The organism is Nioella sediminis, assembly GCF_001879695.1.
In the GTDB taxonomy this organism is placed as follows: domain Bacteria; phylum Pseudomonadota; class Alphaproteobacteria; order Rhodobacterales; family Rhodobacteraceae; genus Nioella; species Nioella sediminis.
In genome coordinates this window covers 32,922-54,667 of the sequence record NZ_MNBL01000042.1, presented here as the reverse complement: position 1 = coordinate 54,667, position 21,746 = coordinate 32,922, and the positions used below count along the sequence as shown (strand labels likewise).

The 21,746-nt window shown below is 63.0% G+C and carries 22 protein-coding genes; 4 read left to right on the top strand and 18 right to left on the bottom strand.

Features of this window, described 5'->3' with window-relative positions:
• Window positions 1-4: 4 nt before the first annotated feature.
• From BKY26_RS06580 to BKY26_RS06560, 5 genes are all read right to left on the bottom strand, one after another.
• On the bottom strand, window positions 5-961 hold the full coding sequence (locus BKY26_RS06580) for a M14 family metallopeptidase (protein WP_071689606.1): 957 nt from the start codon (window positions 959-961) through the stop codon (window positions 5-7).
• Window positions 958-2,385, bottom strand: coding sequence for an amidohydrolase (locus BKY26_RS06575; protein WP_071689605.1), 1,428 nt, complete (start codon window positions 2,383-2,385; stop codon window positions 958-960). The genes BKY26_RS06580 and BKY26_RS06575 overlap by 4 nt, the downstream gene beginning before the upstream one ends.
• Before the next feature lie 327 nt (window positions 2,386-2,712).
• A complete protein-coding gene (locus BKY26_RS06570; RefSeq protein WP_071689604.1) occupies window positions 2,713-3,507 on the bottom strand; it encodes a class I SAM-dependent methyltransferase in 795 nt (264 codons plus the stop codon).
• Between the two features lie 105 nt (window positions 3,508-3,612).
• Entirely contained in the window at window positions 3,613-3,774 is a 162-nt protein-coding gene (locus BKY26_RS06565; protein WP_071689603.1) for a DUF2256 domain-containing protein, read from the bottom strand.
• Between the two features lie 27 nt (window positions 3,775-3,801).
• On the bottom strand, window positions 3,802-4,911 hold the full coding sequence (locus BKY26_RS06560) for a THUMP domain-containing class I SAM-dependent RNA methyltransferase (RefSeq protein WP_071689602.1): 1,110 nt from the start codon (window positions 4,909-4,911) through the stop codon (window positions 3,802-3,804).
• A 101-nt stretch (window positions 4,912-5,012) separates the two neighbouring features.
• Between BKY26_RS06560 and pncB the strand changes: the two genes are divergently transcribed.
• Window positions 5,013-6,305, top strand: coding sequence for a nicotinate phosphoribosyltransferase (gene pncB, locus BKY26_RS06555; RefSeq protein WP_071689601.1), 1,293 nt, complete (start codon window positions 5,013-5,015; stop codon window positions 6,303-6,305).
• A gap of 42 nt (window positions 6,306-6,347) precedes the next feature.
• Here the strand turns inward: pncB and rhuM are convergent, their stop codons facing one another.
• The 7 genes from rhuM to smpB form a co-directional block, all read right to left on the bottom strand.
• Window positions 6,348-7,379: a RhuM family protein gene (gene rhuM, locus BKY26_RS06550; RefSeq protein ID WP_071689600.1), complete on the bottom strand. Its 1,032-nt coding sequence runs from the start codon at window positions 7,377-7,379 to the stop codon at window positions 6,348-6,350.
• Between the two features lie 98 nt (window positions 7,380-7,477).
• Window positions 7,478-7,894 (bottom strand): alternative ribosome rescue aminoacyl-tRNA hydrolase ArfB, encoded by a 417-nt coding sequence (arfB, locus tag BKY26_RS06545; RefSeq protein ID WP_071689599.1) that lies wholly within the window; start codon window positions 7,892-7,894, stop codon window positions 7,478-7,480.
• 305 nt (window positions 7,895-8,199) lie between these two features.
• Entirely contained in the window at window positions 8,200-8,823 is a 624-nt protein-coding gene (locus BKY26_RS06540; protein WP_071689598.1) for a queuosine precursor transporter, read from the bottom strand.
• A gap of 158 nt (window positions 8,824-8,981) precedes the next feature.
• A complete protein-coding gene (locus BKY26_RS06535; protein WP_071689597.1) occupies window positions 8,982-10,166 on the bottom strand; it encodes an amino acid aminotransferase in 1,185 nt (394 codons plus the stop codon).
• A gap of 11 nt (window positions 10,167-10,177) precedes the next feature.
• Complete coding sequence (locus BKY26_RS06530) at window positions 10,178-10,735, bottom strand: GNAT family N-acetyltransferase (protein WP_071689596.1); 558 nt, start codon at window positions 10,733-10,735, stop codon at window positions 10,178-10,180.
• Window positions 10,732-11,583 carry a 3-mercaptopyruvate sulfurtransferase gene (gene sseA / locus BKY26_RS06525; RefSeq protein ID WP_071689595.1) on the bottom strand — a complete coding sequence of 284 codons (852 nt, stop codon included), beginning with the start codon at window positions 11,581-11,583 and terminating at the stop codon, window positions 10,732-10,734. Before sseA ends, BKY26_RS06530 begins: the two co-directional genes overlap by 4 nt.
• Window positions 11,584-11,655: 72 nt before the next feature.
• Window positions 11,656-12,135 (bottom strand): SsrA-binding protein SmpB, encoded by a 480-nt coding sequence (gene smpB / locus BKY26_RS06520; RefSeq protein ID WP_071689594.1) that lies wholly within the window; start codon window positions 12,133-12,135, stop codon window positions 11,656-11,658.
• Window positions 12,136-12,260: 125 nt separating this feature from the next.
• Between smpB and BKY26_RS20765 the strand changes: the two genes are divergently transcribed.
• The gene (locus BKY26_RS20765; protein ID WP_071689593.1) at window positions 12,261-13,118 is read left to right on the top strand and encodes an ATP-binding cassette domain-containing protein; all 858 of its coding nucleotides are present in this window, start codon (window positions 12,261-12,263) and stop codon (window positions 13,116-13,118) included.
• On the opposite strand, the gene BKY26_RS06510 is transcribed toward BKY26_RS20765, so the two are convergent.
• Both BKY26_RS06510 and dapA read right to left on the bottom strand, forming a co-directional pair.
• Complete coding sequence (locus tag BKY26_RS06510; RefSeq protein WP_071689592.1) at window positions 13,119-13,595, bottom strand: TrmO family methyltransferase domain-containing protein; 477 nt, start codon at window positions 13,593-13,595, stop codon at window positions 13,119-13,121.
• A 1-nt stretch (window position 13,596) separates the two neighbouring features.
• Complete coding sequence (dapA, locus tag BKY26_RS06505) at window positions 13,597-14,472, bottom strand: 4-hydroxy-tetrahydrodipicolinate synthase (protein ID WP_071689591.1); 876 nt, start codon at window positions 14,470-14,472, stop codon at window positions 13,597-13,599.
• 146 nt (window positions 14,473-14,618) lie between these two features.
• Between dapA and BKY26_RS06500 the strand changes: the two genes are divergently transcribed.
• Window positions 14,619-16,556, top strand: coding sequence for a lytic transglycosylase domain-containing protein (locus BKY26_RS06500; RefSeq protein WP_071689641.1), 1,938 nt, complete (start codon window positions 14,619-14,621; stop codon window positions 16,554-16,556).
• 155 nt (window positions 16,557-16,711) lie between these two features.
• Here the strand turns inward: BKY26_RS06500 and BKY26_RS06495 are convergent, their stop codons facing one another.
• Both BKY26_RS06495 and mnmC2 read right to left on the bottom strand, forming a co-directional pair.
• Entirely contained in the window at window positions 16,712-17,590 is an 879-nt protein-coding gene (locus tag BKY26_RS06495; protein ID WP_071689590.1) for a DMT family transporter, read from the bottom strand.
• The gene (gene mnmC2, locus BKY26_RS06490; RefSeq protein ID WP_071689589.1) at window positions 17,587-18,261 is read right to left on the bottom strand and encodes a tRNA (5-methylaminomethyl-2-thiouridine)(34)-methyltransferase MnmC2; all 675 of its coding nucleotides are present in this window, start codon (window positions 18,259-18,261) and stop codon (window positions 17,587-17,589) included. The genes BKY26_RS06495 and mnmC2 overlap by 4 nt, the downstream gene beginning before the upstream one ends.
• Before the next feature lie 48 nt (window positions 18,262-18,309).
• On the opposite strand from mnmC2, the gene BKY26_RS06485 reads away from it, so the two are divergent.
• Window positions 18,310-19,344, top strand: coding sequence for an NAD(P)/FAD-dependent oxidoreductase (locus BKY26_RS06485; RefSeq protein ID WP_071689588.1), 1,035 nt, complete (start codon window positions 18,310-18,312; stop codon window positions 19,342-19,344).
• 189 nt (window positions 19,345-19,533) lie between these two features.
• Here BKY26_RS06485 and BKY26_RS06480 read toward each other — a convergent pair whose 3' ends face one another.
• A complete protein-coding gene (locus tag BKY26_RS06480; RefSeq protein ID WP_071689587.1) occupies window positions 19,534-20,079 on the bottom strand; it encodes an NADPH-dependent FMN reductase in 546 nt (181 codons plus the stop codon).
• Between the two features lie 96 nt (window positions 20,080-20,175).
• Window positions 20,176-21,534: a mechanosensitive ion channel family protein gene (locus BKY26_RS06475; RefSeq protein WP_083431344.1), complete on the bottom strand. Its 1,359-nt coding sequence runs from the start codon at window positions 21,532-21,534 to the stop codon at window positions 20,176-20,178.
• Between the last annotated feature and the right edge of the window lie 212 nt (window positions 21,535-21,746).

Genomic DNA, 21,746 nt, shown 5'->3' with positions numbered 1-21,746 from the left:
AATTCTAGTCCACCCACTGCCCCAGTCGAACCGCAGTTGCCCCAGGGGTCAGCCTGCGGCTTGGCATGATCAGTACGCAGCCATCATGCGGCGCGCGGATTTCCTTGTCTCCATCCATGCCGATCAGATCCCCTTTGGAAAGCGTCTCCAGACCCGTGAAGGGCTGTGCGAACTCGAAGCAGTCGGTCTCGACCGTGACCGGCATCTCGACCTTCACCACGCGCTGCTCTGCCGGTAAGGGCAAGAGATTGGGCTCTGCTGTCTCGGGCGCGATCATCCCGTGCAGCAGCAGCCAGCGATATACGCTGTCGATCGCGACCGGCCCCGCCGCCGCTTCCCAGTGTTGGCCGCACTCGATCAGCACAGCGGTTTTGGGGCAGCCGGGGTCACCGAAGCCCCCATAGTCGCGCAGCCGTCGCCCCGCGGCATGGCCGGTATCGGCCACGATAATCTCCGGTGTCCCGAGCTGCCTTGACATGGCGGTGCTTTTTTCCAGCGGCCCGGCCACGATCACCGGGGCCGTCTTGTGCTGCATCGAATGCACGTCGAACAGGATATCCACCGTGTCGATCAGGGGGCGGATCTGTCGGGCGCGATCCAGTTCGCACGACCTGCGATCCCCCTCCAGAGTTTCCGTATCCCAGACCCTGTTCATGTCCTCGTCCAGAAACCGGCTTGCCATCGGATCGTCCCTGTCAAAGGCCTCGTAGGCCGCGACATTGGAAAATCCGAGCGTCAGCGTACCCTTCATTGGCCGGACGCCAGACCGGAACAGATGGTCCAGCGCGATGACCCCGCAGACCTCGTTGCCGTGGACAAGGGCATTGATCAGGACGTGCGGCCCCGCCACGCCGCTGTCAAAGCTGGTGTAGTAGTCCACGCCTGTGTTGCCGGCCCGGTAGGGCGAGATATCGGGGAAGGGCAGCTCGATCGGGTACTTGTTGGGGTCGGTCGCGCTCATGAGGCGGGCCTTGGCACGATCGGCGGTTCGACCCCATCGGGAAGCGGGCAAACATAGGGCGTCTTCTTCAGATGGGCTGCGTGCAGGTCCTTTGCCCTTGCAAGCAGGGCAGGATCCTCGATCACCCGTTTGGCCGTGGCCGCCATGACCTTGGCGGCATAGACCATACCCTTATGCGCAGCCGGAGCCTTTCCTTGCGCAACCGTTTGCCAGGTGTGAAACGGCGTGCCGACCGCGCAGGTTGCCACGCGGGCCTGAACCGTGGGTACGGTCCAGCTGACATCCCCGACATCCGTAGATCCCTCGCCGCCCTCACCTTTGAGGTCCAGCGGCGCCACGAAATCGCAAAGGGCTAGGCTTTCGTCCGGTGCCGGCATGCCAACGCGCCGGAAGGACACCGCGATATCGTCCGCCGTCAGCGTCTGTTGTATATCTCGGGCGAAAGCCGCGTCATCCTCGTCAAAGGCGACAGGGCCGAGACGCTCCATCTCCACCTGCATGGCCTCCTCCAGAGGCCGGTTGCCGATCAGGTTCGATACCCCGGTGAAGACGCGGGATTCGACGCGAGTCTCGGTCATCAGGGCGGCGCCTTCGGCGATCTTCTTGACCCGCTCGATCAGCGACCGAAGCCCGGGCAGGTCCGAGGCGCGGACCAGTTGCCGAACGGTTGCCCGGTGCTGCACCACATTTGGCGCAACCCCGCCTGCGTCGAGATAGGCATAGTGAACGCGCGCATCGTCGGGCATGTGTTCGCGCATGTAATTGATGCCGACATTCATCAGTTCCACGGCGTCCAGCGCGCTGCGGCCCAGTTCGGGTGCGCCTGCGGCATGTGCTGCCTTTCCGTGGAAGGTGAAGTCGATCCGGGTGTTGGCCAGCGAGTTTGCCCTGTTCACGGCGGTAAACGTGGCCGGGTGCCAGGATATCGCCGCATCGACATCGTCGAACAGCCCGTCACGCACCATGAAGGCCTTGGCCGCACCGCCCTCTTCCGCCGGGCATCCATAATAGCGGACCCGTGCCTTGATTCCGTTATCCTCTATCCAGTCCTTAACGGCCGTCGCGGCAAGCAGGGCGGCAGCGCCCAACAGGTTATGTCCACAGCCATGGCCGTTTCCGCCGGCTTCCTGAGGTCGTGGTTCCGCAACACCGGGCTCTTGGCTGAGGTAAGGCAGCGCATCGAACTCGCCGAGTATCGCGATGACCGGTCCTTCTTCACCGGCCTCGCCCGTAACAGCCGTCGGGATTCCAGCAGCGTTTTCGGTTATCCGAAAGCCCTTCTGTGCAAGCATCGCCTTGTGTTCAGCAACGGACCGGTACTCGTTGTATAGGGTTTCCGGCATGTCAAAGACACGATCCGACAGTGTAATCAGGTCTTCCTTGTGCTGATCCACCTTTTCCCAGATAACGTTTGAATTCTGCATCGCTGCTCTCCCACCGACCGATCCGATGAATGAGGCTCCCATGGTCGATGGCAGTTGGCAAGTATCCAGTGCGTCTCGAACTCATCGCTTCAGAGGGACTATCACGCCAGAGAGTTCAGGAACGCGGGCGCTGGCCTCAAGCGAACCTGCGCGGTCAACTTGATCCTCCAAGGCGGTTCCGTCAGTTCAGTCCTCTCCGCCTGCAGTCTGTCGCGGATTTGTTCCTTCGCCTGCAACCTGGGCAACTCGGCAGACCGAGGCGTTATTCTGCGGACTCGCGCGCCCACCACGCCCCGGCGCGCTAAGCGACGGCAAATTGGCCAGTGTTCAGGCCTTCCGACACAGATAGTTCCACCGGCTGGGGCTATCGACGACGCGGCCCTTTCGTTTCAGGACTTGATGCCTTGCGTGGCTTTCAACCTGAATGCCGTGCCGTTCCAGGAGCTTGGTGAATGTCTCCGGGGGGCTGAAATAGCACGAATACACTCCATAAACGAACGGTCTCGACCCAAGGACGGACGCCATCAGTTTGCGCAGGGCTTTCAACAGATGTCCAAAGCCCTGGTGGCGATACACGCCGCGCAGGTAATCCAGCAGGGAGGAACCATAATCCTCTCCGGCGAATTCGTCTCGGTCCGGCACCTCACCGATATAGATCGTCCCGCCCGCGACAGTCACGCGGGCGATCTCCGCGATGGCCTTGCCCACGCTTTCATCATCCGACCCCACGATATGCAGGACCCCATTGCAGACAAGGCAGTCGACCGAGCCATCCGGGACGGGCAGCGCGTCGGCAAGACCTTGTGTCACCGCAATCGAACAGCCCGGATGTTCGCTGTCCAGACGGTGCCGCACCCGGTCGACCTCTTCAGGCGAAGGCAACACACCGGCCAGACGACCACGGGCACCGGATCGGCGCGCCATGATCAGCAATGTCCCGTCACCGCACCCGACATCCAGAAGCGAAGCCTCTTCGCGCATCTTCACCGCCGCGAGGATACGTTCGGAAACGAACTCCGTCAGGTAGCTCCGATGGGCGCGGCCGCTCAACTCACTGACATCGGACGCCGACGCCCATGCGCGATAGGCGTCAACCGGGTTCTTCGCTTTGACAATCGGCACATCCGGTCTCCCGTAGCTCCACTCCAAATATGATCTTGTCACCAAGGATGTCATGCCAACTATGCCAGAAAACCTGCAACCGAAGGCGGCGCGAATCAGCGCTCGTCACCGGCGGGGCAAGATCCGCAACCGGCGCGCGTCTTCCGGGCACCGATCTGGGCAGCAGATCACCCCGTCCCACACCTTCGACCATTTCATCCGCCACGCAAATGGGCGCCCGCAGGTGGCGCAGATCTTGGTCGGCAGATGGGGTTTCTCTTGGGCCATGGCCGCGAGGGCAGGGCGGGCAGGTGTTCAGGCCAGAGGCCCCGTCCGCCACAGCGTCACCTTCAGCCCGCCATGGGCCACCGGGGCCTCAGTCGGCAGCCAGGGCAGCCCGGTCGCCTTTGCCAGCCCGCCATCGCTGCTCACCAGCCCCACGCGCCATCCGCTGAAGCGGTCCATCAAGGTCTTGCCAAGCGCGCCATAGACGGAAAACAGGAGCTTCCGGTTGCCGATCCTCTCGCCATAGGGCGGGTTGACGATGACCAGACCCGGCGGCCCCTCGGGCGGTTCCAGATCGCTGACCGCCTGCCGGGCGAACTGGCAAAAGGCGCCGACGCCTGCCCGGTCCGCGTTCTCGCCTGCGTTCTTCACCGCGCCCGCATCCCGGTCATAGCCGTAGAACCGGGCCTGCGGCGTGGCCACTCTGGCCCCGTCCTTCATCGCGTCGAAGGCCCCCGGATCGAACCCCGCCAGTCCCTCGAAGGCAAAGCCCCGCGATCGGCCGGGATAAAGCCCTGCCGCAATCTCTGCCGCCTCAATCGGAAAGGTCCCCGAGCCGCACATCGGATCGACCACCGGTTCCGACCCGTCAAACCCGCATTGCCGCAGAAACAGCGCCGCCAGATTCTCCCGCATCGGGGCCTTGCCCATGGCGGGCTTGTGCCCACGTTTGTGCAACGCCTCGCCGGTCGTATCGAGGCTGATGGTGCACAGGTCATCGTCAATGCGGACCTTTACCACGATCTCGGCCTTGTCGCTGATCGGGCAACCGAGCGTTTCATTGATGGCGCGCGACACCCGCTGCACGGCGGCCTTGGCATGGTAGATCTTCGACTTGCGGCAGGTGGCCTCCACCTTCACGGGCCGGTCCGCCCGCAGCACCGTCGCCCAATCCACCTTGCGCGCCCGCTTGTCGAGCTGCGCCAGATGCATCGCCCGAAACTCCGCCACCCGCACCAGCACCCGCGCCGGCCCCCGCAGGCACAGGTTCGCGCGCCAGACCTCGGGCCAATCGCCCCGCGTCTCGACCCCGCCCGGCACCGCTTGGACGCCAGAGAACCCCGCCTCGCGCGCTTCCTCTGCCAGAGTGCCCTCAAGTCCCGGCGGGGCCACAAGGAAGATGTCAAACATGTCGCTCATACCGGCGTGCCTAGCCCCTTTCCGGCAAACAGGCGAGGGAAATCCTTGCCCTCCCCCTGTCTGCTTTGCTCTAACGGCCCATGCGCACAGGAGTTTGAAAAATGGTCGACATCGCCACTCGCGTCTATAACCACAAGTGGAAGATCGACCCGATCGTCCGCTCGCTCATCGACACGGATTTCTACAAACTGCTGATGTGCCAGTCGGTCTTCCGCAACAAACCCGACACGCAGGTGACCTTCAGCCTCATCAACCGCACCACGCGCATCCCGCTGGCCAACCTCATCGACGAGGGCGAGCTGCGCGAACAGCTTGACCACATCCGCTCGCTCTCCCTTGCCCGAGGCGAAAGCACCTGGATGCGCGGCAACATGTTCTACGGCAAGCGTCAGATGTTCACGCCCGAATTCATGGACTGGTTCGAGAAACTGCGCCTGCCCGCCTATCACCTCGAAAAACGCGACGGCCAGTACGAGCTGACCTTCGAAGGCAACTGGCCCGAGGTCATGCTGTGGGAAATCCCCGCGCTTGCCGTGCTCATGGAACTGCGCGGCCGCGCCGTCCTGCAACATATGGGCAAGTTCGAGCTGCAGGTGCTCTACGCCCGCGCCATGACTCATCTGTGGCAGAAGGTCGAACGCCTGCGCCACCTGCCCGACCTACGCATCGCCGATTTCGGCACCCGCCGCCGCCATTCCTACCTGTGGCAGGACTGGTGCGTGCAGGCGATGATGGAGGGGCTGGGAGAGAAATTCGTCGGCACCTCCAACTGCCTCATCGCCATGAAGCGCGATATCGAGGCCATCGGCACCAACGCCCACGAACTGCCCATGGTCTACGCCGCGCTGACGGAAACCGACGCCGACCTCGCCCGCGCACCCTATGACGTGCTCGCCGACTGGCATGAGGAGCATTCGGGCAACCTGCGCATCATCCTGCCCGACACCTACGGGACCGAGGGCTTCCTGAAAAACGCCCCCGACTGGCTGGCGGGCTGGACCGGCATCCGCATCGATTCAGGCGACCCCGCGACGGGGGCCGAGATCGCCATCGACTGGTGGAAGTCGCGCGGCGAGGACCCGCGCCAGAAACTCGTCATCTTCTCCGACGGGCTGGACGTGGAAAAGATCGAGGAGCTTCAGGCGCAGTTTGCCGGCCGCGTGCGGGTTTCGTTTGGCTGGGGCACGCTGCTGACCAATGATTTCCGCGGGCTGGTCCCCAATGACGCGCTGGCGCCGTTCTCGCTGGTGTGCAAAGCTGTGGCAGCCAACGGGCGGCCCACGGTGAAGCTCTCGGACAACCCCGAGAAGGCCATGGGGCCAGCAGACGAGATCGCCCGGTATAAACGGGTGTTCGGGGTGGGTGAGCAGGAACGGGTGGAGGTTGTGGTTTGAAAGGGAGCCCTGTCATGCAGGACTCTTAGTATCTGAATAAATTCATTTTTTTTTGGATTCTCGCGGCAGGCGTCTAGCTTGTTCAGCTAGTATTTGGATTTTTTCGTCAGCTTCGAGCTGGCGCTCTCGCTTGCGCGATTTGTCAAACTTGCCATACTCATTGTGCGCTTTTTTCCTAGCCGCAGTAGAACTCACACGTCCACCATCGCGAAGCACAGATCTCCCCAGATCGCCAAGCTGTTTGTCGAGTAGTCTAGCTGCATCAGCCATCACTATGAGCCGTCCAAGCTCCGCTTGGTCTTCAAAAATGTCTAGAAGTATCGTTGTTAGACGATTCAGCTCCCTGATTTCCGCTTCCGCGAGATAGTTCTTGGAAACGGTCACATCTTGTTTGCGTATGTTCTCATTGGGCCAAGTTTGAAGACCCATGTTCGGTTCACCCGAGTTCGCACGATCAGAGATAATCTCTGCTGGTGTATGCGATGTAACAGCGTACACAAGTTTAGCTTGTGTCCTCTGGTAGAAACTACGCGCTTGTTCGCTAGATCCGTCATAGTCTTGGCACATTGCGCAAATGCGCTTCAACTCTCGATAAACGTTGGCTTCATCGGACCTGATGTCGCGTATAATTTCGCGAAGTTCTGCAAGGCGGTCATTGTTCTCAGGCGCCTTAAGGCGTGGGCTATCAACGACAAAGCCTTTTTTGGCATACTGCACTAGTATCCCAGTGGCCCACCGTCGAAACAAGGTTGCTTGAGCAGATGACACCCGGTAACCGACGGAAATCACCATGTCGAGACTATAGAGTGCAGTCGGTCTGCCAGTCTGAGTTTTGTGAACTTTTTGCACACAACTCTCTTCGTCAAGCTCTCCTTCTTCAAGTATGTTGCTGATATGCTTGGTTATAGAAGTACGGTCACGACCGAAAAGTTGACCGATCTGTGCTTGCGACATCCAAAGAGTATCTCCATCGAACTGGATGTCTATCCTGTATCCCGCACTAGTGCTGTAAACCAGAAAGCGGTCTCCAGTGGTTTCGTCTTCTACAAGCTGCACTGGCTGGTCTTCGTTCATCTCTCACTCCGATGGATATGATGAGAACAATATAGAAACATTCGCTCCTGTGGAAGTATGTATTTGCTTGCCTGTAGATTGCGCGCCCGCCCCACGCCCTACTCCCCCGTCTCCCCCCTTAACCGCTTCACCTCTCCCCGTACCTTCTTGGCCTTGAGGCGCCGCTCGACGCTGCCCTTGGTGGGCCGGGTCGGGCGGCGTTTCTTGGGCGCCACCGTTGCCCGCCCAATGAGCTCTGCCAGCCGCTCCCGCGCGATCTCCCGGTTCCTTGCCTGGCTCCGCGTGTCCTGCACGAAGATCACCACCGCGCCGTCCTTGGTCCAGCGTTGACCGGCCAGCCGTTTCAGCCGCCGCTTCACTGGGTCGGGCAGGTTCGGGGACCGCTCCGCCTCGAACCGCAGTTCCACCGCCGTGGACACCTTGTTCACGTTCTGCCCGCCGGGGCCGGAGGCGCGGGTGAACTGTTCCGTCATCTCCCAATCGGCGATGGTGATCTGGTCGGTGATCCTCAGCATGTCGTCTTTCCGTATGCACGGGGGGTGTACAGGGGGTGCACGGGGGGTGTACGCATGGCGCCCCCCCCTGTTTGTTAACAGAAAAGGGCCGCCACGGGGGCGACCCTTTCCGAGAAATTAAGGAGGTGGGGTCGGTTAGACCAAGGCCCACCTGGGATGGATTGCGCAGCTAAGGCTGCCTAGCCGCGTCCCTCCCAGACTGTCCCGACGCACTTCTCCAATATCTCTCTCGACATGGGCACCTCCTTTCTGATTGTGAACTCGTACTAGGAGGGTGCCATAGATTTTGTGTTTGTCAAAAGTTTTTATGCTACCTGTGCGGTCAATTTCGCCGTGAGCACACGGAACGGGACAAGTGCCACCAAAGCAAGCGACAGTTTGACAAGCCAGTCGGCCACGGCCAGCGACACCCAAAGCGGCGCTTGCGGCCCGGCGCCCAGAAGCGGCAGAACCTCCCCTGCCCAGGACACGTCATTGCCCGGCTCGATAAAGGTTAACGCCCCCGAGAAAGCGATAGAGAAAAATAACGCTGTATCCACAGACGATCCGATCAGCGTAGACGCTAAAGGCGCCCGCCACCACACGCCCTCGCGCAGGCGATTAAACACAGCAACATCAAGCAGTTGCGCGGTCAGGAAGGCAAGACCGGAGCCAATGGCGATGCGCAGGGTCACGAGCGGGCCGAATTCCCCCATGATCTGCGTGCCGATGAGAGAGCAGATAACCCCGACCACAAAGCCGGAAACCACAACTTTCCGAGCGGCATCAACACCATAGACGCGATTCATGACGTCGGTGACAAGGAACGCGACAGGGTAGGTGAAGGCCCCCCAGGTCAGCCATTGGCCGAAGAGAAACTGGACGAGGATGTTCGAGGCGACGACAACGGCCGCCATGGCAAGAATGCCGGGCAGATAAGAGCGGGTCATGTATATGGTCCGTTTTGACAAGGTAGCGGAGACTTGGCCCTGACGGGCAGGGACGGCGCGCTTTAGCGCAGGCGGGGGCCGGATGGCAAGCCCCGCGCCATGGAAGAATTTTCAGGAAAATTCTTCTGGTGCTGCAAAAATCTTCCCGAAGATTTTTCTTAGCCCATGACCTCGGCCACCGCCTTCGCCACCAGCGGAATCGTCTCGGGCGTCAGGCCCGCCACGTTCATGCGGCTGTCGAAGACGAGGTAGATGCCGTGCTCTGCGCGCAGTTGCTCCACCTGCTCCAGGCTTGCGCCAAGCAGCGAGAACATGCCGCGATGTGCGGCAAGAAACGCGAAACGGTCGGACCCGGTGATGCGTTGCAACTCGGCGGCCAGAGCCTCTCGATTGGCCTGCATGCCCTCGCGCATCTCGCGCAATTCGCTCCGCCAGACATCTGTCAAGCCGGGATCGCCCAGAATGGTCTGCACCGCCCGCGCGCCATGATCCGGCGGGAAAGCGAAGTTCTGACGGTTGAGCCAGGCCAGCATTCCGCCGGTCGCTGCTGCGGCCTTATCATCCCCACAGAGCGCCATGGCGATGCCCACACGGTCGCGGTAGAGGCCGAAATTCTTGGAACAGGAGGCCGCAATCAGCATCTCGGGAACCATTGCCGCCAGCAGGCGCATCCCGGCGGCGTCTTCCTCGATGCCCTGACCGAAGCCCAGATAGGCCATGTCAACGAAGGGGATCGCCCCCGTGGACAGGCACAGCCCGCCAAGCGCGCGCCAGTCGTCGAGCGTCAGGTCCACGCCGGTGGGGTTGTGACAGCAGCCATGCACGAGGATCAGGTCGCCCTTTTTCACGCCCGCCAGATCCTGCATCATGCCCGCACGGTCCAGCCCGCCGCTTTCGGCGTCGTAATAGCGGTACTCGCGCATGGCGAGGCCAAGGTAGCTGATGATCGCCGGGTGGTTGGGCCAGGTCGGTGCGCTGATCCAGACGGTGGCGTCAGGCGTCAGGCGCTTGACCATCTCCAGCACTTGACGCACGGCGCCGGTGCCGCCCGGCGTGCCCGCCGCAGCGAGGCGCGTATGCGGTACCGCGTCGACAAAGAGCAGCCCCTTCATCGCGGCCAGATAGCCCGCGTCGCCCGCCAGCGCGACATATCCTTTGCTGTCCTGTGTTTGCCAGACCAGCTCTTCCGCCGCTTTCACGGCCTTCATGACCGGGGTCTTGCCCTCGGGTGTCTTGTAGACGCCGACGCCCAGATCGACCTTCCCATCCCGCGTGTCCTCGCGGAACATCTGCATCAGCTGGATGATCTTGTCGGGCTGCGGGGCGGTCAGGGTCTCGAACATCGTGCCTCTCCTCAGGCGGGAAACTGTGACGGATCGCGGTCGCGGGTCAGGATGCGGGTGTGATCCTCGGTGCGGACGGGCCGGAAGCCGACACGCTTGTAGAGGTCGAGCGCGCGGGGATGGTCCAGCGTGCAGGTATTGACGGTCATCTTGCCAACGCCCTTACGCGACCAGCCGGTCGCGATGGCCGTGCGCAACAGCGCGCCGCCGATACCGCCGCCGATGGCCGCGGGCACAAGCCCGAAATAGGCGAGGTCGCACACACCTTCTTCGCGCCAGTCGAGCTGGAAGAACCCGTTGGGCCAGCCATGGCGGTAGGCGACGTAGAGCGTCACATCGGGGTGTTGGACGAAAGCCTTCACGGCCTCCGGCCGCTCGTTAAACTTGTCGACCCACTCATACATCCGCCCCACGGCATCGTAGAGCGACAGGAAGAACCAGACCGGGGGTTGTTCGCAGCGCTCCAGCCGGACGTCATCCGGCAACGCAGGGGCCGGGGCAGGGGCCTCGGTCATCTCCAGATAGGTGATCGTGTAGGCGACTTCGGTGCCTGCGGGGGTGATGGTCATCCCACCTCGACCTTGAGCTGATCGAACTGGCCCCATTCGGACCAGGAGCCATCGTAAAGCGCCCAGTCCTTGTGGCCGAGCAGTTCCAGCCCGAGCGACAGGATCGCCGCCGTTACGCCTGAGCCGCAGGTGGTGATGATGCGCTTGTTCAGGTCCACACCGCCCGCCTCGAACGCCGCGCGCAGTTCGTCGCCGCGTTTCATGGTGCCATCTTCGTTCAGCAGCGTCGCATAATGCACGTTTTTCGAGCCTGGAATGCGGCCCGACCGCAGACCCTCGCGCGGTTCCGCTTCTTCACCGCGGAAACGACCGGCGCTGCGGGCATCCACGATCTGCCAGTCGCCGAGCTTGGCGGCGGCGGCCACCTGCGTGACGTCCTTGACCAGATGCGCCTGACGCTGCGCGGTCATGTGCCGGTCGCGCACGATCGGGGGCATGTCCTCGATCTCGCGCCCCTCGGCCTGCCATTTGCGGATGCCGCCATCCAGCACGGCGATATCGGTCTTGCCCATCAGCCGGAACAGCCACCAGACCCGCGCGGCGGAGAACAGCCCGTTGCCGTCATAGACCACAACCTGATGGCCATCGCCCACGCCCATGGCGCGCATGCGGCTCATGAACTTTTCCGGCGGCGGCGCCATGTGGGGCAGGTCGCTGACGGAATCGCTGATATCGTCGATATCGAAGAACCGCGCGCCGGGGATGTGGGCGGCGTCATATTCGGCCTTCGCGTCGCGCCCCATGTCGGGCAGGTAGTAGGACGCATCAATGATCCGCAAATCCGGATCTTTCATATGATCGGCAAGCCACTGGGTGGATACGAGCATCTTGGGGTCATCGGCGGACATGCGGGTCTCCGTCAGGCACGGGGTTTTGATAGCCCTACGCGGGCCGGGGCCTGCTTTCAAGAGGGCGGGTTGTCAGCCCCGGTCCCGCAACAGGCGGGCTTTCTGCTTTTGCCAGTCACGTTTGGCTTCGGTGGCACGCTTGTCCTGGGTCTTCTTGCCCTTGGCGATGCCGATCTTCAGCTTCACGATGCCCTTGTGGTTGAAATAGATCACCAGCGGCACCAGCGTCATGCCCTGCCGCTGCGTCGCATTCCACAGCTTGGACAGTTCTTTCTTGCTGACCAACAGCTTGCGGCGGCGCCGTTCTTCGTGGCCCCAGGTCTTGGCCTGCGCATAGGGGGCGATGTAGCTGTTGACCAGCCACAGCTCGCCCTCATCCACGGCGGCATAGCTTTCGGCGATGTTCGACCCGCCCTCGCGCAGCGATTTCACCTCGGACCCCTGCAGCACGATCCCACATTCTATGTCATCCTCGATGGCATAGTCGTAGCGCGCCCGCCGGTTCTCGGCGATCACCTTGTAGTTGGGGTCTGTCTTCGGTTTCTTGGCCATGATCCGCCCGATGTAGTGTGGCTTGCCCGCGCTGTCTACCGGTCCTGCAGTGGCGGCTGCGCACAAGGCAGAGTTGTGCTATGCTGAACCCGGTTTCAGACAGGTATTGTCCGGGGAGGATTTCAATGCGCCGCATCATCCTGATTGCTTTGTTCATTCTTGTTCCATCCAGCCTGTTCGCGCAGCAGCGTGGGCATCTGGTGGAATATCTTGGGGCCTCCGGACAGGGGCGATCCACAATGGTCATGATCCTGTCCCAGAACATGTTTGCCCTCAATCCCGGTCACGATGGCGCACTCGTGGCCGATCTGAATTTCGGCACCATCCGGGTCTGGGACGCGCGCGGCGGACGCTTTGTCGATCTGCAGGCCGCCATGCAGATGGCCAATGCCGCCGGGGCAATGGGTGCCACCGGGGACACAAGCGCGCTGGATGAGGCCCGCGCAACGGTGGCCGAGCTGATCCCCGACATGCTGGATGGTGTGGACCCGAACCAGCGGGAGGCCGTACAGGCCGCGCTGGAAGGTGCCATTGGCCTGACGGGAACCCCAAGCCCGACCGGCCAGACGCTGAGCGGCGGTCAGCAGCAGCGGGTTGCCATATCGCGTAGCGTGATGATGGATGCCGAGCTCATGCTACTCGACGAACCGACCTCGGCCTATCAAGGCTTCGATACGGAACTTGCCCGGCTGATCGCACAGGACGGGCAGGTATTGCGCGACTATGTGCTCGCACCGCAAGAGGCGCTGCCGGGCGTGGAGGAGGTGCTGGAGATCCTGCGTCGGCTCCAGACCCTGCATGTCGAGATCACCGGCGACCCGATCCCGCCAGAGGCCATTCTGCCTGATCTCATCACGCTGGAACCGCACGGATTTCCGGTCAGGATCGAGGATCACCTACAGCAGGAACGGTGGGATCTCGCCCGTCTGGAACTGGTGACCTACCGCTTTGATCGCAACGGCATGCCCGTGGTGGAGGAATGATCACGCGCCCGGCGGTACGTCGATGGAGGCTTTCCACGGTTTGATGTCCAGAAGCGGTGTGTTGTCGTAGCAATCCATCGCGTCGATGGTCAGCAGGCCGGTGGCGCGGTCGATCCCCTGCAGGACCACCACCGCCATCGCAATCGGGTTGGGTCGCGCCGGGGATCGCAGGGCGAAGGTGCCGCGCGTGCCATCGGTATGGTGCGGGTTCTGCACCGCGATGTTCCGCGCCGCCTTGTCCATCCAGTAGAGCAGTACGACGGGTGTGCCTTCCTTCAGCCCCTCAAGGCAGGGGATATAGGCGGGGGCGAGTTCAATCGTCGCCCCCTGCCCGGTTTCGCGTGCCTGGATCAGGTTCTTGGGCCCGTGCCCCTTGAACCACGGCGTGCGGATCCGCCCGATGAAGGCAACCCCCGCCTCGGTCCGGTCAGCCGGATCAAAGGGCAGCGTCACCTCACCGTCGCGGATTCCGCTCATATCAGTCGATCAGGCCGGCGTGCGTCATGGCGGCCCGGATCTCGGCCTTGGTGGCGTCGGTCACCGGCACCAGCGGCAGGCGCACCTCGTCCGAGCAGAGGCCCAGAACCGACATCGCGTATTTCGCACCACACAGCCCCGGTTCGAGGAAGATCGCGCGATGCAGCGGCATCAGCTTGTCGGCGATCTGAAGTGCCTTGGCATAGTCACCCGCCAGCGTCGCGTTCTGCATGTCCGCGCAGAGGCGCGGGGCGACGTTCGCGGTCACCGAAATACAGCCCACACCGCCTTGCGCGTTAAAGCCATGGGCGGTCGCGTCCTCTCCCGAGAGCTGGCAGAAGTCATGCCCGCAGGCGATCCGGGTCCAGCTGACGCGCGCCAGATCGCCGGTTGCATCCTTCACACCCACGATGGAGGGCAGCTTGGCCAGTTCGCCCATGGTGGCGGGGGTCATATCGACCACGGAGCGGCCGGGAATGTTGTAGATCACGATCGGCAGATCGCAGGCCTCAGTCAGCGCCGTGTAATGGGCGATCATTCCGGCCTGCGTCGGCTTGTTGTAATAGGGCGTCACCACAAGACCCGCATCCGCACCCACGGCCTTGGCGTGCTGCAGGAAGCGGATCGCCTCGACCGTGTTGTTGGACCCGGCCCCGGCGATGACCGGCACCCGGCCTGCGGCGGCTTCCACCACGGCCTCGATCACCTGTTCATGTTCCTCATGGGTCAGGGTCGGGCTTTCACCCGTCGTGCCCACGGGCACCAGACCGCTGCTGCCTTCGGCGATGTGCCACTCGACAAGTTTCTTCAGCGTGTCAAAATCCACCGCGCCGTCCTTGAACGGCGTGACCAATGCGGGCATCGAGCCTTTGAACATCACACGCTTCCTTTCATGTCTGGTATCGCCGGGATCGGCGGAGGATCGCGCCCCGACGGGTCGCCGTCCGCCTATTGCCAAGTAAGTGAGTTGCAAGCAAGGGCTGAGGCCTTATCCTTTAAGGATAGTTACAAACCGGTGGCATGATGCGACGAATTCTTTTCAGCCTTTTCCTGACCTGCCTGCCTGTCCCGGCGCTGGCGACCCCCGAAGCGCTGGCCGAGGCTATCGAAGCCCTAGGCGACCGCGACTATCCGTCGGCTGCCGAGGCACAGGCCCGCGTGACCGATTCCGCAGCCGCCGATGTGGTGACATGGATCAGGCTGCGACAGGGCGAGGGGGAGCTGAGCGAGTATTTCGACTTCCTCGCACAAAATCCCGACTGGCCCGGCCTGCCCTACCTGATCCGGCAGGGCGAGCGGAATATCGAGGAAACCACGCCTGCCGCGACGGTTATCGCCTATTTCGAGGATCAGACGCCGCAAACCGGGTGGGGCTCGCTGCGCCTTGCTGCCGCCCTGTGGGAGCTAGACCGCCGCGAAGACGCCATGGCCGAAGCGATCCGCGCCTGGACCACGATGTCTCTTTCCGAGGCGGAACATGACCAGTTCATGATCGACTGGCCGCGCACCCTGCGCACCCACCATGAATCGCGGCTGGATCACCTGCTGTGGGAAAACGAGGCCACGCAGGCCCGGCGCATGTACCCGCTGGTCAGCGATGGATGGGAGCGGCTGGCAGAGGCACGCCTGCTGCTGCGCGCCCGCCGCCCCGGCGTGGATGCGGCGATCGAGGCCGTGCCCGCCGCGCTGCGTGGCGATCCCGGTCTGGCTTATGAACGCTTCGTCTGGCGGATGCGAGAAGGGCTGACCAGCAGTGCGACCAGCCTGATTCGCGAGACCTCCAGCTCCGCCACCGCGCTTGGCCGTCCATCAGAATGGGCCAACCGCCGCCGCGCTCTGGCCCGCGACCTGATGCGCGACGGGGATTTCCAGACTGCCTATAACGTGGCTGCCAATCACCATATCGACCCCGCGACCGATTACGTGAATTACTCGGACCTGGAATGGATTTCCGGCTACACCGCTTTGCGGATGGGCGATGCGGCGACTGCGGCGGAACATTTCTCGCACTTCACCGAGGCTGTGGAATCCCCGATCTCCATGGGTCGCGCCGGCTACTGGCTCGGCCGCGCGCAAGAGGCGCTTGGCAATGAGGAGGCCGCAGCGCAAGCTTATGCGCTCGGGGCACGCTTCCAGTCGAGCTTCTACGGGCAACTGGCAGCAGAGCGTGGCGGGCTGCCCACGGATCCGGCCTTTCTGGGGCAGGAGGATTTCGGCGACTGGCGGCAGGCCGACTTTGTTCGGACAAGCGTCTTCCGCGCTGCGGTGCGGCTGCTTGAGGCTGGCGAGATTGCCCTTGCCGAACGCTTTTGGACACATCTGACCGAAAGCCTGTCCCGACAGGAAGCCGGACAACTGGCCTCGATGCTGCTGGACCTGAATGAACCGCATATCGCCCTGATGATCGCCAAGCGCGCCGCCACCATGGGCCACGAAATCATGCGCGCCTATTATCCGCTGTCATCGGACCTGCTGGCCTACGACCTGCCGGTGTCGGACCGGCTGGTGCATTCCATCGCCCGGCGCGAGAGCGAGTTCGACCCGACGGTTGTCAGCCACGCGGGCGCGCTTGGGCTGATGCAGGTGATGCCCCGCACCGGACGCGAAATGGCGCGCCGACTTGGCGTCGCCTTCAGCGAGAGCCGGATGCACGAGGACCCGGCCTTCAACGCCACGCTCGGCGCGGCCTATCTCGACTACCTGATCGAGGAGTTTGGCCCCAACCCGGTGCTGATCGCCGCCGCCTACAATGCGGGCCCGAGCCGGGCGGAACGCTGGATGGAAGCGTTCGGAGACCCGCGCGACCCGGATGTAGACGTGGTCGACTGGATCGAGTCGATCCCCTTCCGCGAGACCCGGAACTACGTGATGCGGGTGACGGAAAGCATGCGGATCTATGACGCTCTGCTGACCGGGCGTTTGCCGGACCAGACGCTGACCGGGCTCTTGCGGCAACGCTAGCACCGGGACGGTGGTTTCGCCGTGCCTTCGGGGCGCGATCCAGGCGGTACCGATCCGCCACCCCAAATGCTTCTCTCAGGCGCAGTCCGTTGAAGGGGGCTCTGCCCCCGTCGCTTCGCGACTCCCCCGAGGTATTTGTCACCAAGATGAAAGGATCAGCTTTCGTCGGCTTCAAGGGCCCGCGCCCGCCACAGCGTGAACAGCCCCGCGGCCACAACGATTGCCGCACCGATCACCACGTTGAGCTCCATGTTTTCATTGAAAACAACGAGCCCGAGTGTGGATGCGAATACAAGCTGCAGATAGGCGAAAGGTTGAACCGCGCTGGCCTCGGCCAGTTCATAGGTCTTGATCAGGGTGAAATGCCCTGCCGCCCCGGTCAGGCAGAGAACCCCCATCCAGATCCAGTCGCGCCCTGTCATCGGCTCCCAGAACCAGATGCCGACCGCTGTCATGGCCACTGCCCCCACGGTTCCGGTCCAGAAAAAGCTGGTGGCCGCCATATCCCTGCGCGCGGCATAGCGCGTCAGCAGACCGTAGAGTGCGAACATCAGCGCCGAAACGAGGGGCACGATGGCCAGAGGATCGAAGACGCCGAAGCCAGGCTCCAGGATGATCACAACTCCGACGAAACCGATGCCGATCGCCGTCCAGCGCCGCCAGCCCACCTGTTCGCCCAGAACCGGGCCAGAGAGTGCCGCGACCAGCAGCGGATAGCAGGCGAACACGGCATGGCTTTCGACCAGCCCAAGCAGGGTGAAGCCCAGGATCGCCACGCAGATTTCCGCGACCAGTAGAACCGCGCGAAACCCCTGCAACCACGGTTGGCTTGTCGCCGCCGCCGCGCGCAGCCCGCCCGCCTTGCGCGACGCCACGACCATCACGAAACTGGCAAAGAACCAATAGCGGATCATCACCACCATCAGAACGTTGTATTCCCCGGCCAGGTGGCGCGAGATCCCGTCTTGCATGGCAAAGATGAAGGTCGTCAGCACCATCAGCCAGATGCCGGCCCGCGTGTTCTGCTCGCTCATCTCTTGCGCCCCGTACTCATATGCCTCTTTCGGCCATAGCCGGGCACCCGCGTTACGTCGAACCCGGCAGCGACAAGCGCGCGTCGCACATCGCCCGCCGCCGTGTAGGTGGCGAAGCTGCCGCCGGGGGCCGTGTGGCGGGCGACCTCGGCCATCAGATCAGCCCCCCACAGTTCCGGGTTCTTGGCAGGCGAAAACCCGTCGAGGAACCACGCATCCGCCTGATCCTTCCATGCGGGCAGGGTCTTACGGGCATCGCCTGTGATCAGGTGCATTTCGATATCATCGCGGATCAGGGGCTTCTGCGGGTCCGCCAGCATTTCAGCCGTGTCCCCTGCCAAGTTTGCGGCGTCAGGGAACGCCGACAGGGCGCGCAGCGCGTCTTCGGGTGGCATCGGGAAGGCCTCGAAACTGGTAAAGCGCAGACGGCCCGGCGTTCCGCTGGCCATCCAGGCCAGCCGCGCTGCAATCAGGTTCAACCCGGTTCCGAACCCAAGCTCGGCGATATGGAAGCCAGGCCGGAATCGCGCGGGCAGGTCATTGCCGTCAAGAAACACGTGGCGGGTCTCGGCCAGCCCATTGTCCAGCGAGTAATAGGGATCGTCGAACCGTTCCGACACGGGCACGCCATTGTCCCGCCAGAGTGTCCGGTCTGTCTGGGCTTTGTCCATGGGCTGACCTATGAAGGGTTCCGTCCGGTTCGGCAAGCAGGAGCGATCATGGTGGATGTGACGGTCAGAGGGGCGGGAATTTTCGGCCTGTCTGTGGCCTGGGCCTGCGTGTCGCGGGGGGCGTCTGTAAGGGTGATCGACCCCAATGGCGTGGCGGCCGGGGCGTCGGGCGGGCTCGTTGGCGCGCTTGCCCCTCATACGCCGGAACGTTGGAACGACAAGAAGGAGTTGCAGTTCCAGAGCCTCGATATGGCAGAGGCGATGTGGGCCGAGGTGGCGGACGTGGGCGGCGAGGACCCGGGCTACGCGCGCACCGGCCGCATCCAGCCGGTCGGTGTGCTGGAGATCGCCACCGAACGCGCTCGCAATGCCGAGGAGCTGTGGCGCGGGAAATACAGCTGGCAGATCCGCGATGTCCGCGATTTCGGCTCCTTCGCACCTGTCACAACCTCGGGTCTCGTGATCCACGACACGCTGACCGGCCGGGCGCATCCCAGAAAGGCGACATCGGCACTTGCCGCAGCCCTTCGCGCACGGGGCGTCGAGATCACCACGGATGCGCCCGAACAAGGCAAGATCGTCCACGCCACCGGGGCCGCCGGGCTTGTTGCCCTGTCAAAAGAGCTTGGCAAATCTGTGGGGACCCCCATCAAGGGCCAATCCGCGATCTTCGACTATGACGCCCGCGACTGCCCGCAGATCTATGTCGACGGTCTGCATGTCATCCCCCATGCGGATGGTACCACCGCCATTGGCTCGACCACCGAACGCGAGTTCACCGACCCCACACGCTGCGATGGCGGGCTTGACGATATCCTGGGCCGGATCATTCGCCTCGTTCCCGCGCTGCGCGAACGCCCGGTGCTGGAAAGATGGGCAGGCCTGCGCCCCCGCGCCCGGTCCCGTGCGCCGATGCTGGGGGCCTGGCCCGGTCGCCCCGGACAGTTCATCGCCAATGGCGGCTTCAAGATCGGCTTCGGCATGGCCCCGATTGTCGGGCAGCTCATGGCCGATCTCATCCTCGACGGAGAGGACAATATCCCCGAAAGCTTCCGGGTCGAGGCCTCCATCCCCGGAACATAGCCCTTCTTCTTTGCCCAAATACTCCCGCCGGAGGCATCCCGCCCCCGCAACCGGACCATCGGCCAGATATACTCACACAACCCTCGCCACACTTCCGTGGCAACGCGGACCGACGAGGCCTCCGGCGCAAGCCGGGGGTTGAGGAGGGCCGCTCCCGGGTCGATGCCGAAGGCAGCGAAACCACACAAGTCAGCCGCGCATGATCTCCTTACGCAGCTCTCCCATCAGCTCGGAAAGGGCTGCTTCATAGCGCTCATTTACCAGTCGCCCGTCCTCATCGAACTGGGTCGAGCAATTGCCGACCAGAACCTCCGGCCCCGAAATCAGCTTTGGGCGAAATGGCAAAAGGCACAGGCGCAATGTCCATTGAGTCCGTTCCCCGCCAGCCCGGCCGCCCGTTGCCGCCATGATCGCAACCGGCTTATCCCGCCAGGGGCTGCCCTTGGTGCGGCTGACCCAGTCGAGCGCGTTCTTCAGAACCCCGGAAAGGCCCTTGTTGTATTCCGGGCCCGAGATCACCACGGCCTCCGCCGCTGAAATCTGATCCGCCAGTGCCTGCACCGATGCGGGGATACCGCGCGCCTCTTCAAGATCCCCGTCATAGAGCGGCAGGTGCAGATCGGCCTCCACGAACTCCGCCGGATCATAGATCCGCGCCGCTTCTCGCAGCAGTTTGCGGTTGTAGGACCCCGCCCGAAGCGATCCGCAGATCCCCAGTAGCTTGCCCGATGCCATGCTCAATACTCCACCTGACCGATTATCATCCCGTGAAAGCTATCTCACACACGGGCAAAGACCAGCCACAGGAACGCACAGGTACCTTGCGCGACGTCATTCGGCCTCGGGCAACATCCGCACTTCTCGCTGCGGGAAGGGGATCGAGATACCGTGTTCATGAAATGTGTCCCACAAAGCCAGAAACACATTTCCCCGAATGTTGGTCAGCCCGCCGGTCGGGTCCTCGATCCAGAAGCGCAGGACGTAATCCACCGAGGAATCCCCGAAGCCCACGATATGGCAAACCGGTGCCTTGTGGCTCAGCACCCGGTCCACGCTTCTGGCCGCATCAATCGCCAGCTGCCGCACCTTGTGCGGGTCGTCGGTGTAGGAGGTGCCGAAATGGATATCGAGCCGCACATAGGCATCGGAATGGGACCAGTTCACGACCTGGTTGGTGATCAGGTCCTCGTTCGGGATAAGGTATTCCTTGCCGTCCCGCGTGACCACGCTGGCATAACGGGCGCCGAGCGTGTTGATCCAGCCAAACGTGTCGCCCAGGCTGATCACGTCGCCGGGTTTGATCGACTTGTCGAGCAGGATGATGATGCCGGAGACGAGGTTCGACACGACCTTCTGCAGGCCGAAGCCCAGGCCCACACCAATGGCCCCCGACAGGAAGGCCAGTCCGGTCAGGTCCACCCCTACGGCGTTCAGCCCGACAAACAGAGCCGCGCCGTAAAGCACGACTTGCACCGCCTTGATCACCAGCACCCGCATCGAGGGCGAGATGTCCTCGTTCTTCTGAATGCGCGTCGCGGTGGTCTTGGACAGGAACCGCGCACCGATCAGCAGGGCCGACACCAGGACGAAGCCCTGCACCACCAGCAACAGTGACAGGCGCATCCCTTCGCCCAGGTCGAAGCCGACGCTGTCCAGCAGCGTCGCCGCCTCATCTGTCAGGCTGGTGATTGACAGCGTCACATAGATCCACGCCCCGTAGCGCAGGATCGTGCGCATGATGGGCGAATGGACGAAGCGGGTGACGAAGGTCACGATCAGCCAGGCGGTGGCCAGCCGGGCGATGATACCGAGCATATAGGACCGGCTTGGCCAAGTGACCTCTCGCATGATCCAGACGGTCAGCCAGATCAGCAGGACAAAGAAGATCCCCATGATCCGCTTGTTGATGAAGGCAAGGATCCGCATCCGCCACATCGGCCAGCCCTGCCGTGCTGCCATCCAGGCCCGTATGCGCGGCCCAAAGACCTTTCGCAGCAGCCACGCCGCCAGCAGCAGACCCGCCGCAATCGCGAGTTGATAAGCGTTCCACGGCCGCAGCAGGCTTTCCAGAAACGCCTGTGCCTGCCCGAACAGGCTCAGGCCGATATCGGCCAGGTTTTCAGAGGCGTCCACCGGAGTCTCCGTTGCGGCTTCCGGCGTGGCCGGTGGGGCGGTTTCCTCTGGCTCCATGCCTGTCCTTTCCTGTTGTGGAAATCATGAGGCTTATCGGCCATCCGGGCAAGCGGAACCCTTGGCAATCGGTCATCCGGAGTGTATCTGCCATGGGCGATGACACGGATTTTCGACATGGACGACCGGACGCGCCTGCCCTGGCGGTTTCACGGTCTTTGCGCCTCGGGGCGGGTCAGCGGCCTAGCCGGGCTGTGATCCCTTCCCCCTGA